The 17,338-nt window shown below is 68.7% G+C and carries 12 protein-coding genes and 2 pseudogenes; 7 read left to right on the top strand and 7 right to left on the bottom strand.

Annotated features, from left to right (window positions below):
- Positions 1–8: 8 nt before the first annotated feature.
- Positions 9–500: a mycothiol transferase gene (locus ACFFQA_RS36700; protein WP_377862415.1), complete on the top strand. Its 492-nt coding sequence runs from the start codon at positions 9–11 to the stop codon at positions 498–500.
- A gap of 289 nt (positions 501–789) precedes the next feature.
- Here the strand turns inward: ACFFQA_RS36700 and uvrA are convergent, their stop codons facing one another.
- Positions 790–3,750, bottom strand: a complete 2,961-nt coding sequence (gene uvrA, locus ACFFQA_RS36695) for an excinuclease ABC subunit UvrA (protein ID WP_377862414.1) — start codon at positions 3,748–3,750, stop codon at positions 790–792.
- A gap of 134 nt (positions 3,751–3,884) precedes the next feature.
- Positions 3,885–5,198: an MFS transporter gene (locus ACFFQA_RS36690; RefSeq protein WP_377862413.1), complete on the bottom strand. Its 1,314-nt coding sequence runs from the start codon at positions 5,196–5,198 to the stop codon at positions 3,885–3,887.
- A gap of 274 nt (positions 5,199–5,472) precedes the next feature.
- Here ACFFQA_RS36690 and ACFFQA_RS36685 point away from each other — a divergent pair, with 274 nt between their 5' ends.
- Entirely contained in the window at positions 5,473–6,210 is a 738-nt protein-coding gene (locus ACFFQA_RS36685) for a maleylpyruvate isomerase family mycothiol-dependent enzyme (RefSeq protein ID WP_377862412.1), read from the top strand.
- 152 nt (positions 6,211–6,362) lie between these two features.
- On the opposite strand, the pseudogene ACFFQA_RS36680 reads toward ACFFQA_RS36685, so the two are convergent.
- A pseudogene (locus tag ACFFQA_RS36680) lies at positions 6,363–7,286 on the bottom strand (acyltransferase family protein); the annotation flags it as partial.
- Between the two features lie 172 nt (positions 7,287–7,458).
- Between ACFFQA_RS36680 and ACFFQA_RS36675 the strand changes: the two are divergent.
- Positions 7,459–8,136, top strand: a complete 678-nt coding sequence (locus ACFFQA_RS36675) for an MBL fold metallo-hydrolase (protein ID WP_377862411.1) — start codon at positions 7,459–7,461, stop codon at positions 8,134–8,136.
- 108 nt (positions 8,137–8,244) lie between these two features.
- Positions 8,245–8,433: pseudogene (locus tag ACFFQA_RS36670) on the top strand (ImmA/IrrE family metallo-endopeptidase); the annotation flags it as partial.
- 246 nt (positions 8,434–8,679) lie between these two features.
- Here the strand turns inward: ACFFQA_RS36670 and ACFFQA_RS36665 are convergent.
- A complete protein-coding gene (locus ACFFQA_RS36665; protein WP_377862410.1) occupies positions 8,680–11,457 on the bottom strand; it encodes a tetratricopeptide repeat protein in 2,778 nt (925 codons plus the stop codon).
- Positions 11,458–11,828: 371 nt separating this feature from the next.
- Between ACFFQA_RS36665 and ACFFQA_RS36660 the strand changes: the two genes are divergently transcribed.
- Both ACFFQA_RS36660 and ACFFQA_RS36655 read left to right on the top strand, forming a co-directional pair.
- Positions 11,829–12,098 carry a type II toxin-antitoxin system Phd/YefM family antitoxin gene (locus ACFFQA_RS36660; protein WP_377862409.1) on the top strand — a complete coding sequence of 90 codons (270 nt, stop codon included), beginning with the start codon at positions 11,829–11,831 and terminating at the stop codon, positions 12,096–12,098.
- Positions 12,088–12,552 carry a type II toxin-antitoxin system VapC family toxin gene (locus ACFFQA_RS36655; protein WP_377862512.1) on the top strand — a complete coding sequence of 155 codons (465 nt, stop codon included), beginning with the start codon at positions 12,088–12,090 and terminating at the stop codon, positions 12,550–12,552. The genes ACFFQA_RS36660 and ACFFQA_RS36655 overlap by 11 nt, the downstream gene beginning before the upstream one ends.
- A 515-nt stretch (positions 12,553–13,067) precedes the next feature.
- Here ACFFQA_RS36655 and ACFFQA_RS36650 read toward each other — a convergent pair.
- The 3 genes from ACFFQA_RS36650 to ACFFQA_RS36640 form a co-directional block, all read right to left on the bottom strand.
- Positions 13,068–14,303 (bottom strand): epoxide hydrolase family protein, encoded by a 1,236-nt coding sequence (locus ACFFQA_RS36650; protein WP_377862408.1) that lies wholly within the window; start codon positions 14,301–14,303, stop codon positions 13,068–13,070.
- Positions 14,304–14,856: 553 nt separating this feature from the next.
- Positions 14,857–15,615 (bottom strand): glucose 1-dehydrogenase, encoded by a 759-nt coding sequence (locus ACFFQA_RS36645; protein WP_377862407.1) that lies wholly within the window; start codon positions 15,613–15,615, stop codon positions 14,857–14,859.
- A gap of 80 nt (positions 15,616–15,695) precedes the next feature.
- Positions 15,696–16,550: a helix-turn-helix transcriptional regulator gene (locus tag ACFFQA_RS36640; protein WP_377862406.1), complete on the bottom strand. Its 855-nt coding sequence runs from the start codon at positions 16,548–16,550 to the stop codon at positions 15,696–15,698.
- 144 nt (positions 16,551–16,694) lie between these two features.
- Here ACFFQA_RS36640 and ACFFQA_RS36635 point away from each other — a divergent pair, with 144 nt between their 5' ends.
- On the top strand, positions 16,695–17,216 hold the full coding sequence (locus tag ACFFQA_RS36635) for a DUF1269 domain-containing protein (protein WP_377862405.1): 522 nt from the start codon (positions 16,695–16,697) through the stop codon (positions 17,214–17,216).
- Positions 17,217–17,338 lie beyond the last annotated feature (122 nt).

The raw sequence follows: 17,338 nt of genomic DNA, 5'->3' as shown, positions 1-17,338 counted from the left end.
TCCCGGACATGACGATCTCCGAAAGCACCGAGCTGACGCGCACGCTGGCCGAACTCCGCGCCGGCGTGCGCGTCACCGTCCGCGACCTCTCCGACGCCGAGATCGCGAAGCGCACGACGGTGAGCGAGCTGACCCTGGGCGGCGTGGTCAAGCACCTCACCCAGGGTGAGCGCGCCTGGACCCACATCCTGAGCGGCCGTCCCGGAGTGCCGGACCGGATGTTCGACACGAGCCAGTACCACCTCGCCGGCGAGTCCCTGTCCCACCTGCTCGCCGAGTACTCCGCCGCTGCCGCCGCGACGGACGCCGCCGTGGCCGCGCTGCCCGACCTGGGCGTGACCGTCCCGCTGCCGGAGGCGCCGTGGGAGCCGGGCGTCGTCCACCACTGGACGGCCCGCCGCATCCTGCTCCACCTGATCAAGGAAACCGCCCAGCACGCGGGCCACGCCGACCTCATCCGCGAGTCCCTCGACGGCGCCCAGTCCACCGGCGCGGCCTGACCCCCGTCGTCTTCTTCGCGCTTTGTAGGCATAACGCGAATAAGAGCGCTCCCATTGCGCAATATGCCTACAAAACGTGACGTTCCCACACGCCGACCACCGCGACGGCTGTCCCACGTGTCACTGCGCCTCACCGGTGTCCGGCCCCGCCAACTCTCGCTCCGAGGGGCATCGGAGTGGGGTTTGGTTCACCACGCACCGGTTGTCCCGGCGGCGCTCCGTCAGTACCCACAACGCCGCACTGCCCCGGGTTGGTGCGCCCGGGGCAGTGCGAGTGGTTCGGTGAGGGTCAGCGGGCGGCGGCCACCTTGGCAGCCTTGCGGGTGCGCTTGGCCGCGTCGGCGCGCTTGGCGGTCTTGGCCGCCGCGGTCTCCTTGGCGGGAGCCGGCTTCCCGTCGCCGAGCAGCGGCTTGAGGAACTTGCCCGTGTAGCTGGCCTTGACCGCCGCCACGTCCTCCGGCGTGCCTTCGGCGATCACCGTGCCACCGCCGGAGCCGCCCTCGGGGCCCATGTCCACGATCCAGTCCGCCGTCTTGATCACGTCGAGGTTGTGCTCGATCACGATCACCGTGTTCCCCTTGTCCACCAAGCCGTTGATCACGCCGAGCAGCTTGCGGATGTCCTCGAAGTGCAGGCCGGTGGTGGGCTCGTCCAGGATGTAGACGGTCTTGCCGGTCGAGCGCTTCTGCAGCTCGCTGGCCAGCTTGACGCGCTGCGCCTCACCGCCGGAGAGCGTGGGCGCGGGCTGCCCGAGCCGGACGTAGCCCAGCCCCACCTGCACCAGGGTCTTGAGGTAGCGGTGGATGGCGTTGATCGGCTCGAAAAACTCCGCGGCCTCCTCGATCGGCATGTCCAGGACCTCGGAGATGGTCTTGCCCTTGTAGTGCACCTCCAGGGTCTCCCGGTTGTACCGGGCGCCCTTGCACACCTCGCACGGCACGTACACGTCGGGCAGGAAGTTCATCTCGATCTTGATCGTGCCGTCGCCCGCGCACGCCTCGCAGCGGCCGCCCTTGACGTTGAAGGAGAACCGGCCCGGCTGGTACCCGCGGACCTTGGCCTCGGTGGTGGAGGCGAAGAGCTTGCGGATGTTGTCGAACACGCCGGTGTAGGTCGCCGGGTTGGACCTCGGGGTCCGCCCGATCGGCGACTGGTCGACCTGCACGAGCTTGTCCACCTGGTCCAGGCCGTTGACCCGGACGTGCCTGCCCGGCACCTGGCGCGCGCCGTTGAGGCGGTTGGCCAGCACCGTGGCCAGGATGTCGTTGACCAGCGTGGACTTCCCGGAGCCGGACACGCCGGTCACGGAGACCAGGCAGCCGAGCGGGAACGTCACGTCGATGCCGCGCAGGTTGTGCTCACGGGCGCCGACCACGGTCAGGTTGCGCTTCGGGTCGACCGCGCGCCGCACCAGCGGCAGCGGGATCTCCTTGCGACCGGACAGGTAGGCGCCGGTGAGGGACTCCTTGTTCTTCAGCAGGTCCTTGTACGGTCCACTGTGGACGACGTTGCCGCCGTGCTCGCCCGCGCCGGGCCCGATGTCGACGACCCAGTCCGCCGCGTGGATGGTGTCCTCGTCGTGCTCCACCACGATCAGCGTGTTGCCCAGGTTGCGCAGCCGGGTCAGCGTCTCGATCAGCCGGTGGTTGTCCCGCTGGTGCAGGCCGATCGACGGCTCGTCGAGCACGTAGAGCACCCCGACCAGGCCGGAGCCGATCTGCGTCGCGAGCCGGATGCGCTGCGCCTCACCGCCGGAGAGCGTTCCGGAGGCGCGGTCGAGCGAGAGGTAGTCCAGGCCGACGTCGAGCAGGAAGCTCAGCCGCTCCTGCACCTCCTTGAGCACGGCCGCGGCGATCATCTTCTGCCGCCGGTCGAGCACCAGCCCGTTGAGGAACTCCGCGCACTCGCCGACGCTGAGCGCGCACACCTCGGCGATGGACTTCTCGCCCCGGCTCTTGTGCTCCAGCGTGACCGCGAGGATCTCCGGCTTGAGCCTGCTGCCCTGGCACGCGGGGCACGGGATCTCCCGCATGTAGCCCTCGTACCGCTCGCGCATGTAGTCGGACTCGGTCTGTTCCTGGCGGCGCTCCAGGAACGGGATCACGCCCTCGTAGTTGGCGTAGTAGGCGCGCTCGCGCCCGTACCGGTTGCGGTACTTGACGTGCACCTGCTGCGAGACACCGTGCAGCACGGCCTTCTGCGCCTTGGCGGGGAGCTTGCGCCACGGCGCGTCCATCCGGAAACCGATGTTCTCCGCCAACGCCTCCAGCAGGCGCTGGAAGTACTCGGCGGTCTGGCCGGTGGCCCACGGCGCGATGGCCCCGTCGGAGAGGGAGAGCTCGTCGTCGGGGACGACCAGCTCCGGGTCGACCTCCTTGCGGACGCCGATACCGGTGCACTCCGGGCACGCGCCGTAGGGCGAGTTGAACGAGAACGACCGCGGCTCCAGGTCGTCGACGGAGAGCGCGTGGCCGTTGGGGCAGGCCATCCGCTCGGAGAACCGGCGCTGCCGCTCGGGGTGGTCCTCCGGCTGGTCGACGAAGTCGAGCACCACCAGGCCGTCGGCCAGCCGCAGCGCGGTCTCCACCGAGTCGGTGAGCCGCTGCTTGGCGCTGGACTTGACGGTGAGTCGGTCGATCACGACGGAGATGTCGTGCTTCTCCTGCTTCTTCAGCTTCGGCGGGTCGGTGAGCTGGTGCACCGCGCCGTCCACCATCACCCGGGAGTAGCCCTGGGTCTGGAGCTGGTCGAACAGGTCGACGTACTCGCCCTTGCGCCCGCGCACGACCGGTGCGAGCACCTGGAACTTCACCCCGTCCGGCATGGCGAGGACCTGGTCGACGATCTGCTGCGGGGTCTGTCTGCTGATCAGGTGGCCGCAGGTGGGGCAGTGCGGCTTGCCCGCACGCGCGTAGAGCAGGCGCAGGTAGTCGTAGACCTCGGTGATCGTGCCGACGGTGGAGCGCGGGTTGCGGCTGGTCGACTTCTGGTCGATGGAGACCGCGGGCGAGAGGCCCTCGATGAAGTCGACGTCCGGCTTGTCCATCTGACCGAGGAACTGCCGCGCGTAGGCCGACAGGGACTCGACGTACCTGCGCTGCCCCTCGGCGAAGATCGTGTCGAAGGCGAGGCTGGACTTGCCCGACCCGGACAGGCCGGTGAACACGATCAGGCTGTCCCTGGGCAGGTCGAGATCAACACTGCGCAGGTTGTGTTCGCGCGCTCCGCGAACAACGAGGCGGTCGGCCACGGGGGTCCCTTCGAGGCTGCATGGGTGGCGGCGGGAGGCTCGCCCGGGGGCGGGGGGCAAACCTCCACAACTGGCCGGGTCCCATGCTAGGTGGGGGGTCTGACAATCTCCGCTCCCCCGCCTGTTCGCGCAGGTCAGACGCTGTCCCGAGGCGTTGCGTCCTCGAGGACGACGTCCTTGGTCTCGCGAGCGGTGAGGAACACGACCAGGCTCACCAGGCAGAGGACCGCGATGTACCACGGGTAGAGGTGCACCAAACCGACCGCGCCGAGCTGTTCGACGACCAGCGGCGCCGTGCCGCCGAAGATCGCGACGGTCAGCGCGTACGGCAGACCGATGCCCGCGGTGCGGACCTCGGTCGGGAACAGCTCGGCCATAGCGGTCGGTGCGACCGCGCCGTACAGCGCGAAAAGTAGCAGCCCCAACGTCATCGCGATGAACAGCGACCACGCCGACGGGCCCAGCATCGCGAAGATCGGCACAACGAACAGGACGTAGCCGACGGCGAAAGCGATCAACAACGGCCGCCTGCCGATCCGATCCGACAACGCGCCGAACAGCGGCAATGCCACGATCATGAGGACCTGCGCCGCGGTCGAGGCCCACAGCGCGGAGGTCTCGTCGACCTTGTGCGCGGACTTGGCGAAGGTGGGCAGATATACCGCGAACGTGTAGTACGCGATGGTCGCACCGGCGGTGAACCCGACGACCCTCAGCGCGGCGACCGGGTACCGGCGCAACACCTCCAGCGTCGGCCGGGCGACCTTCCGCTCCCGCCCCGCGGCGAGGTAGGCCTCGGTCTCCTCCAGGGTCCGCCGGAGGTAGAGGCCGTAGACGCCGAGCAACGCGCCGACCGCGAACGGGATCCGCCACCCGCCGTCGATGAGTCCCTGCTTGCCCAGCAGCCCCACCAGCACCGTGGCGAGCAGCGTCGCGGCCAGGGTGCCGAGCACGTTGCTGACGTAGATGAAGCTGGAGTAGAGGCCGCGCCTGCCGGGCGGAGCGAGCTCGGCGAGGTAGGTCGACGCGGCGGCGAACTCACCTCCGGTGGACAGCCCCTGCGCGATCCGGCCGAGCAGCAGCAGGGCGGGCGCGAGCACCCCGACCTGCTCGTAGGTCGGTGAGACGGCGATGACGAGGCTGCCGCCCGCCATCAGCAGAACGGACAGGGTCAGCCCGGCGCGGCGGCCGTGCCGATCGGTGAACGCGGCGAGCAGCATGCCGCCGAGCGGCCGGAAGAAGAAGCCCACCGCGAAGACCGCGAGCGTGCTCAGCGTCGCGGTGACGCCGTCGCTTCCCTTGGGGAAGAACTGCGTGGAGAAGTAGACCGCGAAGATCGCATAGGCGTTCCAGTCGAACCATTCCAGTCCGTTGCCGATGGACGCGGCCACCAGCCCTCGGCGTCGCTTCGCGGTGTCCATGGTGGACGGTGCTGCTTCCCTGCTCACGGGCGCCTCCGCGGTCTCGGTGCTGGCTGCACCAGCATGGAACGCGAAGTCGAGCACGGATACTCCCGCCACCACGGATCGGTTTTCCGGACTTCCAGCCAATGGGACGGACAAATCCGGCACCATCCACGAACGGGCGGTACCCGAACGAGGAAGTCCCACCTAGGCTGGCTACTCCCGTCCGAGCACCCTCCACGCAGGGAGGTACGCCATGGCAGGCACCGAGACCGGATCGAGGATCCGTGCCATACGGCCCAGAGTCCCGAGGCCGCGGATGAGTCTCTCGGAAGCCACACAGCGCGCAAACGATGGCCTCTCAGCGCTGGAAGACGCCACGGAGCGCCTGCTGGACGTCGTGGCGGGGCTGGACGAGACCACCATCCGCGGCAGGAGCGCACTGCCAGGCTGGAGCCGCGGGCACGTCATCGCGCACCTGGCGCGCAACGCCGACGCGCTGCTCAACCTGCTGACATGGGCTCGGACGGGGGTCGAGCACCCGATGTACACGAGCAGGGCCGACCGCGACGCCGACATCGACGAGGGCGCCCGCCGGTCGGGCCGGCTGTTGCGGGAGGACCTGATCGCGGCATGTGAGCGCTTCGCGGCCGCCGCGCGCTCGCTGCCCGCGACGGCGTGGCAGGCGGAGGTCGTCGTCGGCGACGGCTGGCCGCTCACCGGTCACGAGATCCCCTGGTTGCGGGTCCGCGAGGTGTGGATCCACCTGGCCGACCTGACGTGCGGCTTCGACCTGGTGGACATCCCCGACGAGGTGCTGGAGGAGCTGATCGACGACGCGGTCGCGCACTACGACGGGATGGCCGGGGTGCCGTCGTTCACGGTGCGCGTGGACCTGCCGAACGACACTCAGCGCGAGTGGATCGTGAACGGCGCCAACGACTCCTCAGCGGGCGCGGTGCGCGGCGACGCGATCACGGTGCTGGCGTGGTTGACCGGCCGCGGCGACGCGAGAGCCCTGTCGGGAGAGGCGCCGAGCCTGCCGGACTGGATCTGATCCGCGACGCCGGTCCGGACGGCCCACCCGAGCCGGACGGCGAGCGCGAGCCGCATCGTGCGCAGCATCTGCACGCGCGCGGCGCGGCGCAACGGCGGAACGGCAGCGGTGAGCGCGTTGTAGACGGGCTGCTCGACGAAACGCGTCAGCAGCCACCCGAGGCCGATGGCAACGCCCACGACGAGGAAGAAGCGGGTCCACGGTCCGACACCGATGTCGACGAGCCTGCGCGCCAGGATGTAGCCGAGCTCCTGGTTGACCAGGTACACACCGTAGGAAATACCGGCGAGCCACTTGATGGGCCGCTTGAGGGCACGGATCGGCGCGATGTCCCAGTCAGGCCCGAGCGCGGCGAAGCACATGAGCACGACCATCACCCCGACGCCGATGGCGGAGGGAACGTCGTCACCGAGCTGGATGACCTGGGCGACCGCCGCAGCTCCAAGCAAGGACAACGCGTGCACCGCTCCGATACGCGCGGTCGACCACAGCCAGATCGTGATGCCCACGGCGAAGAAGTGCACGTGGTGCAGCACAAGCGCACCGAAGATCTTCGCGATGAACGGGTTGTCCAGGAACGAACGGAGCCCGATCGGAACGAGGATGATCACCCACGCGAGCACGGGGACCGCACGGCCGCGAACCAGTCCTGACCCGGCCAGCGCCGCCGCGGCGATGAACGCCGGGATCTGGATCGTCAGCGTCCAGTAAGAGAAGTCGATGTAGGGCACGCCGGGGATCCACGGCTGCATCAACAGCATGTTCGGCAGGATCGAGTCCGGTCCGACGTCGTCCTTCCAACCCGCGGGCGCGACGAGCTTGATCGCGGCGTAGGTGAGCAGGATGGCCACCAGGTAGACCGGGATCAGCCGGGCGAGGCGGTGCTTGAGGAAGTAGATCGGTGGGCGCCGGGCCAGCGTCACGCACACGAAGTACGCGGAGATGATCAGAATCGAGTTCGCGCCGATGAGCAACGTGAACGCCCAGGGCAGACCGCCGAGCTCCGGGTGGACGAACGGCCCCGTGTTGGTGGCGTGCTGCACGACGACGGCGAGGATGGCCACGACGCGGAGCACGTCCCAGCTGATCCGTCGACCGGACCGCTGCCGGGGTCGCTCTGAGGCGGTTCGCGAGTTCAGCACGGCACTCACTGGGGCTGGAGGGAACAAGATCTACCCGGGTAAGGGTAGAGCCGGTCCCTGAAGCGGAGCTGAGGGCCGCCTCCCCTACCGGCTACCGTGTGCGTCCGTGGACGTACTTGACGAGTACACGGGGCATGTCGACGCTGGTGGAGCCGCCGCGCGGCGCACGCTGGACCGGCTCACGATCACCAAGTTGTCCGTCGGCCCGATGGACAACAACGCGTACCTCCTGGTGTGCAGGCAGACCAACGACGCGGTGCTGATCGACGCGGCCAACGACCCGGAGCGCCTGTCGGACCTGCTCGGCCACGACGCCGACCGGCCCCAGCTGCGCACGATCATCACCACTCACCGCCACGGCGACCACTGGCAGGCCCTGGGCGCGGTGGCGGGCGCCACGGGCGCCAAGACCGCGGCGCACCCGCTGGACGCCCCGGAGCTGCCGGTCCCCTGCGACCTGCTGCCAGAGCACGGCGACACCCTCAAGGTCGGCGCGTGCGTCCTGGAGGTCATCCACCTGCGCGGCCACACCCCGGGCTCGATCGCGCTGCTCTACCGCGACCCGGCGGGCCACCCGCACCTGTTCACCGGCGACTCGCTCTTCCCCGGCGGGGTCGGCAAGACCTGGTCGCCCGAGGACTTCGAGTCGCTGATCGCCGACGTGTCCTCGCGGATCTTCGACTACCTGCCGGATGACACGTGGTTCTACCCCGGCCACGGCGACGACTCGACCCTCGGCAAGGAGCGCCCCTCGCTGGCGGAATGGCGCGCCCGCAGCTGGTGATCTGCAGTCGCACGGGGCCTCCTACCGACGTTGTAGGCGGCTCCGTTCGCTGTTCCAGCAGCGCACGGAGCCTCGATCGGATGCAGGAGGTCCGACTGTGCGCACATCGTGCCGCATGACTCTACGATCCTGCTGACCGAGACGGGCTGCCGCAGGTTCGACCCGACCCTGGAGAAGCAGGCGATGTTCGTCGCGGGGGAGCTGCTGGTTCCGTGGAAGGCGGCGGTGAAGGCAGCGTTCGGCGACTGGACCAACGAGCAGGTCTCCCAGCAGTTCGGAGTGAGCCAGCAGTTCGCGCAGATGCGGATGTACGGTGCCCGTTCCTTTGCGCGCAACGCGCGGACCAAGCAAGGTTCACGTAGTCGATCTTTGGCCGCCACGCGGCAAACAGAATACCGACATCAACCACTCCGCGCGAAAGCCCAGCGCGACAACGGGATGGACGCAGCCAGCGGCTGTCAATGCTCTGTCATGCCGCATATCACGCGTTCGGGAACGCAGTGCTCGCCAATCGCTCGCGCGATAGCCTGTTCCACTTGGTGCTTAGCACCCGCCCGCGACCTCCTCGCGGAACTTCTCCCGCTGCCGCAACGCTCCCGAAACACCCGCGTCACACGCACGCCGCAACGACTGCTCGGCACCGCTCAGATCCCCGGCGGACTGCTGGACCCGCGCTAGCTGGAGCAACGCACGGGAGTACCCACGACCGACCAGGTCGTCGAGCAAACGCGAGGCGTCTGCGTAATTACCGCTTTCGGTGCACAAGCTGGCGAGAAGCTCCGTCGCGCAGGAGCCCGAGCGGACGGCGAGTTGCTCGGCTTCGGCGAACCTGCCGGTTCTCGCCAGCACGCGGATCAGACCGCGCACCAGACCATCGGCCAGAGAATGGCCCGACGCGGAGCTGTTCGTCTGCCGTAAACGCCTGCGGTAGAATCGCTCGGCGCGTTTCAGGTCACCCATGCGCTCGTGGAGTTCGCCGATTTCCAGCAGTACCCACTCCTGTCCGGTGTTGTATGCCTGCCAAAGGGCACCGCGCGCACTAGCGAGATCACCCCTGCGACCGCGTATCCTGCTCAACAGGCACAACCCGCTGATGTCACCGTATCGCGCGGCGAGTTCGCCGAACTTTTCCGCCAGCCGAAGGTCGCCGCTATGCTCGTGCACGATCGCGAGTTCACGGAGCGCGTTGCGGTCCCCTGCCAGCAAGGCTTGCCTGAGGACTTGGACGGCGCGTTCGTGGTCGCTTCCCACGTAGCACCACGCGAGCCCGGTGAACGCCTCGCTGTTGCCCGCTGCGAACGAACGGCAGGTCAGCTCCAGCGCGAGCTCGTGGTCTCCCCGACTGGCGAGCTCCCGGGCCTGGTACTCGACCGCTCGGGGGCCGCCGTCGTCGCTGAGAGCCTCCTCGTACAGGTCGATGGCCGCTTCGTGCTCACCGCGCGCCCACAGCACGGACCCGAGCCCGACCTTGGCGTCGTACTTCTCGCTGCTGGAGAGCGCGGCGCGGAACATCTGCTCGGCCTCGTCAAGCCTGCCCCTGTCCTCGTACCGAAAGCCGAGCTTCACCATGGCGAGTTCGCTGCCGGCCCGCGCGGCACGTTCGAAGTACGGCAGCGCGTCGAGGCCCTGCTCCTCCGCGTGCGCGCCGAGACGCTCCAGCCCCCGCGGATCACCGAGCGCGGCGGCACGATCGGCCAGGCGTTCGGCTGCGGCGAGCCGACCACGGGTGAGAGCGGCGGACACGAAGGCGACCCGGTCGCCCGCGGTCGCGGCGAACCGTTCAGCCACGGTCCAAAACCAGTCGGCAGGGCACAATGTGGCCCGTTCGCGGGACAGCTTCTGTTCCAGGTAGTCCGCGAGACGCAGCTCCGGCTCGTGTTCGACGTCCGTCAACAGCGACGGTCGCACGCGACCCAATGCTCCGCGCGCGCCACGACAGGGCGCGCCGGTGTAGGCGATTACCGCGGCGAACCAGTCGTCCGGCAGCAGGTCGCGTTGCAGGCTCGTGAGTGACGCATCACCGGCGGCGGCCAGAAACTGCTCGGTGAGCCGGATGCCGGGAGCGAGCCTGCGCGCGTCGGCGGCCGCGTCGAGAACCGCGCGTGCGAGCGGAGGCGCGTTCTCGTACCGTTCGAGCTGCGCTGGACCACCTGCCAGGTACTGGGTGACGTGTCCGCCCTCGGCGTGTTCACCCGCCTCTGCGAGCCGCGCGTCGTTGCTGGTCCGGAGCGGGCCGATCTCCTTCTCCTCAAAGATTTCCGGCACCACGATACGACGGCCCACGAGCAACATACGCCGCTGCTTGTACTCGTCTTCGCGACCGGGTGGACGAGTCATCTCGATCCAGTCCTCGTGCCACGCAGTGCCGAGGACGAGCACTGGTCCGGCAATGCGATCCCCGATCAGGCCGCCGAGAGCGACCGCCACCCGTTCGTCCGCTGCGTGGTCGCCGGACAGCAGCAGGCGCTTGATCTCGTCAAGCCACAACACGGTTCGCGGCCCGATCCGGCCGGGTGCGTTGAGGATCTCGGCGCCCCTGGCCGGCTGCCAGACGCGCCACCCCACCGGCAGCGCGCACACCGCTTCCCAGCACGCCCGCGTCTTACCCGTGGACGAATCGCCCACCAGAACCGCTACTGCGCTCTTCCCCGCACACGCCCGCCGGACCACCTCCGCCAGCTCGGCGTCGAACGGCCGCCGCACGTAGGCAGGCAGCGCTCCAGCCGCGCCATATGCCTCGATCGCCTCGTGCACACCGAGTGCGAACGGGTCCGCACCCGCCAGCTCGGTGCCGAGGAGCGCCGTCTGTCGCTGCGGGGCCATGTACCCGGCCAGCACGTCGGCGTCGCAGAAGCGCCACGCGACGTGGTCGCCGAAGTACCGGCCCACGATCCGGGGCAACCGACGCAGGCGATTGCTGATGTACTGGGCGTCCCATACCAGCTCGAAACTCAGGCTCGGGTGAGCGCTCCGGTAGGAGTGGATGAGATCGCTGGCTTGCGTGCGGGTGCCTTCCGACGTCGTGGCGATGACCAGCCTGCTCGCGCCGAACGGCCTGCGCCCTTCCACGAACGCGTCAAGTGCGGCACGCACGTCGGATTCGGTCAGCCGGTCGACCTTTTTGGCCTGGTAGGCGTACCAGCGGCCGTTGGACGAGCGACCCGCCACGTCGATGCCGGCCTGCGCCTGCCCTGCCACGCCGTATCTGCGTGCTTCCGCCACATCGTCCTCGGCCTGCGCGAAGTCGAGCAGAAGGCGTTCGAAGTTCTCCCACAACAGGTCGCGCAATGGCAGCAGCGCGATCTTCGGGTCCGCGACCACCGGCTGGTGACCCGGCACAGCGAGGTCATCCAGCTCGACGGGCTGGTATCCCTCCGCATCCCAGGCCACCCGGTTCCCCCATTACGTCGGCGCTCAAGCCTAGTCACGGCGTGCCGGAGGCGTGCGCGAAGCCTGCTAGTCCGGCGCGCGAAGGCAGCCTGTCACCGTCGACCAACCGTCGTTCGGGTGTCGGCTCGACGTGATGCATGTGCATGTGGACGCGGTGGTGGCTTCAGTCGTCGGCTGGGGGTCGAAACTCGCGCGCCGTTGAAATCAGCAGTTGGCCGTCGAGCTCACCTATGCATCGTCCGGCCACCTACGTGGAGTAGCACCCAGTAGCACGTTGTGCCACATTCGGATAGGATCCGGTCATGAGCGTCCAGCCCGAGATCACGCAGCGCGATCTGCGCAGCAGGTCGAAAGAGATCATGGACGCCGTCGAAGGGGGCAAGGCGTTCACGGTCACGCGTGACGGCCACCAGATCGGCGAGCTGATCCCGCTGCGCCGACGCAGGCGCTTCGTCGCGCGCGCCGAGTTCGCCGCTATGTCCCGCAACGCGGCACACGTCGACGTCGATGCGTTCCGTGTCGATCAGGAAGCCGCGATCGACCAGGACCACGGTGACCCCTATGAGCGGTAGTGGGTACCGGCAAGGCCTGCTCGACACCAACATCCTGATCCTGCGCCACTGGGTCGACCCGGCGGAACTACCGGACGAGATGGCGATCAGCGCGATCACGCTCGCCGAACTCTCGGCGGGACCGCACCAGGTTCGCCGGAACGACGAGCAGAGCACCTACGACGAACACGTTGAACGCGCCCGTCGGCTCGACGTCCTCCAACGCACGGAGAACGAGTTCGACCCCATCCCGTTCGACGCCGAAGCCGCAAGGGCCTACGGCCGAGTGACCGCGGCCGTGATCTCCGCCGGACGCAAACCACGGCGCCGGATGACCGACCTAATGATCGCCGCTACTGCGATCGCTGAAGGTCTCCCCCTGTTCACCACCAATCCTGATGATTTCAAGGGGCTGCAGGATCTCCTGACGGTGGTACCGGTGACTCGTCCCCGGGTGCCGCACGAAACCCCGTAACACCGCAAGAGCGGCTGTTCACCGCTGTGACGACTCCGCGTTCCGGGTGGGGTAGGCAAACCCTGGCCGTAGGAGGACTTCGAGTCACTGACCAACGACACCGAGACCCGGATTGTCAGTGAACAGCACCCGCACATGCGGGGTGGCGCGAACGAGGCGCTGACCATGGAGGTGGACGGCGATGACCACAACAGTCAACGGGCGTCTCGAACCGGATGAGCTGGCCGCACACCCCCGGAGGACGCAGCTCTGGTCGCGCCGAACGGAGCCCTGGTGCGCCTGCCCCAGCGGTCTACCAAGTGCTCACGCAGGTGATCACTGCGATGCGAGCCGGTCGCGCGCCCTGGCACAGCGTCTGACCACGCGGACACCGTCGACCGATCGCGCACGGAGACGCAGCGAATGACTTCCAGGACTTCACCGACCCGAGGATGAACGAGGCCCGGTGGCGGGCACAGCGGCCGACGCCCCCAGGCAACGTGCCTGGCCCGCCACCAGACAGCCCGCAGGGTCGTTCAGGGCCTGCGACCGTGAAAGGTGCGGCGCAGGTCGCTCACCCAGGCGTCGGGGTTCTCCCAGGGGATGAAGTGGCCGCCGTGGTCGTGGGCGTTGACGTTGACGTGGTTGAACCACCTGGCCTGCGGGCCGGTCTTGAACGCCCGGACGCGCTCGTCGGCGGTGTGGATGCCGGGCGGGTTCTCGTACGTGACGAAGGTGAGGCCGACCGGGGCCTGCACGACCGGGGTGCGGTCATGGGCGGGGGTCCAGGGGTAGCGGTTGGCATTGGCGTAGTAGCGCATCGACGTGGCGATGGAGTTGTTCACCCAGTAGATCGTGGCGTGGGTGAGCAGGTCGTCCTGGGTGAAGACGGACTCGACGTCGCCGCCGTTGTCGCTCCAGGCGTTCCAGCGCTCCAGCAGCCAGGCGAGCAGTCCGGCGGGTGAGTCGCTCAGCCCGTGGGCCAGGGTGGCGCCGTCGAGCATGTGCACGGCGAGGTGGGACGCCGAGCGGTGGTCCAGCTCGATGACGCGGGCGCGGACGTCGGCGGGCTGGTCGTCGGTGAGGGGCCGGTTCCGGGCGAAGTCCCAGGCGCGGGGGCCGGTGAAGAAGTCGAGCGGCAGCCCGGAGCCGATGTGGATGCCGTACAGCTCGTCGGCGTACTTGTGACCGAGCTGGCTGGAGATGATCCCGCCGATGTCGCAGCCCCCGGCGGCGTACTTCTCGTATCCCAGGGTCTCGGTCATCAGGGTGTGCCAGAGGTCGGAGACCTTCCAGAAGTTGACGTCCGCAAAGCCGGTGAGCGGGCCGGGGAAACCGAAGCCGGGCAGGGACGGCACGACGACGTCGAACGCGTCGGCGGGGTCACCGCCGAACGCGGCCGGGTCGGCGAGCGGGTCGATCACCTTCGACCAGTGCCAGAACGTCCACGGCCAGCCGTGGGTGAGGATCAACGGGATCGGGCGAGGGCCGCGGCCGGGCTTGCGCATGAAGTGCACTGGGACACCGGCGACGCTCACCTGGTAGTGCTCGTGGGCGTTGATGGCGGCCTCGGCCTTGCGCCAGTCGTAGCCTTCCCTCCAGTAGGCAACCAGCTCGCGGAGATAGCTTTCCGGGACGCCGTAGGACCAGTCCTCATTCCCCTCGTCCAGTGGCGGACGGGTCAATGTGAGACGGGCGCGCAGGTCATCGAGGACCTTGTCGGGCACATGGATCGGGGTGGGTTCCAGGGGGAAGGCGTGCGGGGTGGTCATGGCGTTGGTCCTTGTTGGGTAGCGAAGCGGTGTCGTCGGCCTGTTGGGTGGTCGGGCGGCGAGCCGGGCCATTTCAAGGAGTGCGGGCAGCGACGCGCCGCCATGCTCGCCGAGCGAATACATCCGCGACCGCACCCTCGAAGGCCACGAGTCCTCCCGCGAACGCGGTAAGACCATCGGCGGCACCGGCGACAACGACATGCTGGCCATGACCCTCCACTTCCGCAACCAGGAATTGAGCCCGCGTGACATCGCCAAGCGCCTCTTCACCACCACGGGCGCAAAAGGGGCCAGCAGCCCTTGCCCGCCACCGTCATGCGGATGTTCCGCGAACACGACGAGCAGACGGCCACCGCGGCGAGTTCGTGATCCCCCGCTGCTTCGCGGCTGGTGTCTGAGCTAGGACACCGGGGATGTAGAGCGGCTCCGGGATTTCCGGCAGCGCAGCGGGGTCCAGCAGCCCCAGATCGAGGTGGGCACAGGGGTCACCCACGGCCGAACTCCCGCTGGCTGATGACCTTCACATCGTGACTGTGGTCCCGCATAGCTATCGCTACGCCGCTCCGGGGATCGCGGCGACCAGGCCGCCGTCGATGATCAGGTCCTGTCCGTTGACGTAGGACGCCTCCTGGGAAGCGAGGAAGGCGACCGCGTCCGCGACGTCGTCGGCGGTGCCGAGACGACCGGAGACCACTTCGGGGACGACGGCGGACTTCTCCTCGTCGGTGAGGGCGTCGTGGAACATCGCCGTCTCGATGTAGCCGGGGCTCACGGAGTTGACCCGGATTCCCTTGGGCCCCAGCTCCGCCGCGAGGGTGTGCGTCAGGTTGTGCACCGCCGCCTTGGTCGCCGAGTACAGGGAGGCGGCGGGCAGCCCTCGGTGCAGCGTCCACGACGCGTTGATCACGATCGCCGCGTTGTCGGACAGCAGCGGGACGGTCTTCTGGATGGTGAAGAACACCCCCTTGACGTTGATGTCCATGACGCGGTCGAACTCGGCCTCGGTGACGTCGCCGATCGGCTGGAACGACGCGACGCCAGCGTTGGCGAAGACCACGTCCAGCCGCCCGTGCCGGTCCTGGACCGCGGCCGTCAGCGCGTCGAGGTCGGCGAGGCTGGCCGCGTCGCCGCGCATCGCGAGGACCCGGTCACCGCCGTCCAGTTCTTCGACCGCGGCGTCCAGCCTGGTCTTGTCGCGCCCGGTGATCACCACGTGGGCGCCCTCGGCGAGCAGCCTTCGCGCGGTCGCCAGGCCGATACCGCTCGTACCACCGGTGATGAGCGCGATCTTGTTGTCGAATCGGGAAGTCATGGGACTCAGCGTGGCCACCGGCGCGAGGGACGAACAGGGCGTGGTTATCCGGGGAGTGGCACCACCACGTTGGGCGGCGCTCAGACCTGAGCGGTGAGCCCGGCGCGCAGCAGCTGTTCGATCCGGCCTTCTGTCCCGGTGCCGGGACGCGGGTTGTACAGCTCCAGGCGCCAGTCCGGGCGGTCGGCCACCGCCAGGGACGTCTTGTCGAAGACCAGGTCACCCGCCTCGGGGTGGCGCACCGCCTTCACCGCCTGGGTGTGGGTGCCCACGTCGTGGCGTGCCCACAGCTCGGCGAACTCCGGGCTCACGGCGCTGAGGTCGTCGACCACTCTGCCGAACTCCGGGTCATCGGGGGAATGCGCCGCGTCAGCGCGGAAAGCGGCGACGACATCCGGCGCGACCGACGCCCAGTGGACGTGCATGTCGCGGTACCGGGCATTGGTGAAGAACGTGATCAGGCAGTTGTGGTCGGTGTCGCCGTAGCCGAACACCGTCCGCGCCGCGTCGTTGACCGCTAGCAGGTTCCAGTAGCGGTCCTGCAGCATCGCGGGCCGCGGCGTCCACGCGTCGAGCAGGTGCTGGAGCTCCGGGGTGACCGCGGCGGCACGGGCAGCTCCGACCCGTGGTGGGTTGAGACCGGCCAGCAGGTACAGGTGCGCGCGCTCGGGCTCGGTCAGGCGCAGCGCCCCACCGATCGCGTCGAGCACCTCGGCCGAGACGGTGATCTCGCGGCCCTGTTCGAGCCACGTGTACCAGGACACGCCGACCCCGGCCAGCACGGCTACCTCCTCGCGCCGCAGCCCTGGAGTCCGACGCCTTCCCCCAGCCGCCATGCCGACATCGCCGGGCGTGAGCCGCGCCCTGCGGGTGCGCAGGAAGTCGCGGAGCTGCTCGCGGCGACTCCGCGTCGCCGCCGGGGACTCGCTGGTCATAAGGCACGGTAACAACGACCGCTGACCGCTGAGGGTGGAGACGACGCCAGTTCGGACCACCCTGTCCAGGTGAAGCGCCCGATGCCGCCCAGGGCTTGTGATGCCAGCGACAAGCACGAGCACAAGCAGAGCGAAGGGCGACCCATGGCTACGTTGACCATCTGGCGGTTCGGGACAGCCCACGGCGCGGATCGCGCCGCGGAGACCCTGGAGTCCTTGGCGAAGAGGGAGCTCATCACGGTGCACGACGCGGCAACCGTGTCATGGGAAGCGGACCGGAAGAAGCCCATGACTCGGCAGCTGCACAACCTCGCCGGTCGCGGAGCGCTGGGCGGCGCGTTCTGGGGCCTGCTCTTCGGCTTGATCTTCTTCATACCGCTGCTCGGAGCGGTGATCGGCGCGGCAACCGGTGCCGTGACCGGGGCGCTGTCCGACGTCGGCATCGACGACAACCTGATCAAGCAGATCCGGAGCCAGATCACTCCTGGCACGTCGGCCCTGTTCATCCTCAGCTCAAGCGCCGTGATCGACAAGGTGCGGGAGGCCTTCACCCAGCAGGAGAAGCCGGAGCTGATCTTCACGAACCTCTCCGACGAGCAGGAACGGGCGCTCCGCGAGGTCTTCGCCGAGGAACACCCGAAGACCAACGGCGAACACGTGTCGTGAGCGGTGCCGTGGTGCTCGCCGTCCAGCGGCGAGCACCACGCGACCGACCGGGCTCGGGCCTCAGGCGACCTCACCTGGCCGCGATCGCCGACGGTCTCCGCCATCGCGTCGGTGATCGACCG

The organism is Allokutzneria oryzae (genome assembly GCF_042429765.1).
In the GTDB taxonomy this organism is placed as follows: domain Bacteria; phylum Actinomycetota; class Actinomycetes; order Mycobacteriales; family Pseudonocardiaceae; genus Allokutzneria; species Allokutzneria oryzae.
This window is presented reverse-complemented; position numbering and strand designations above follow the sequence as displayed.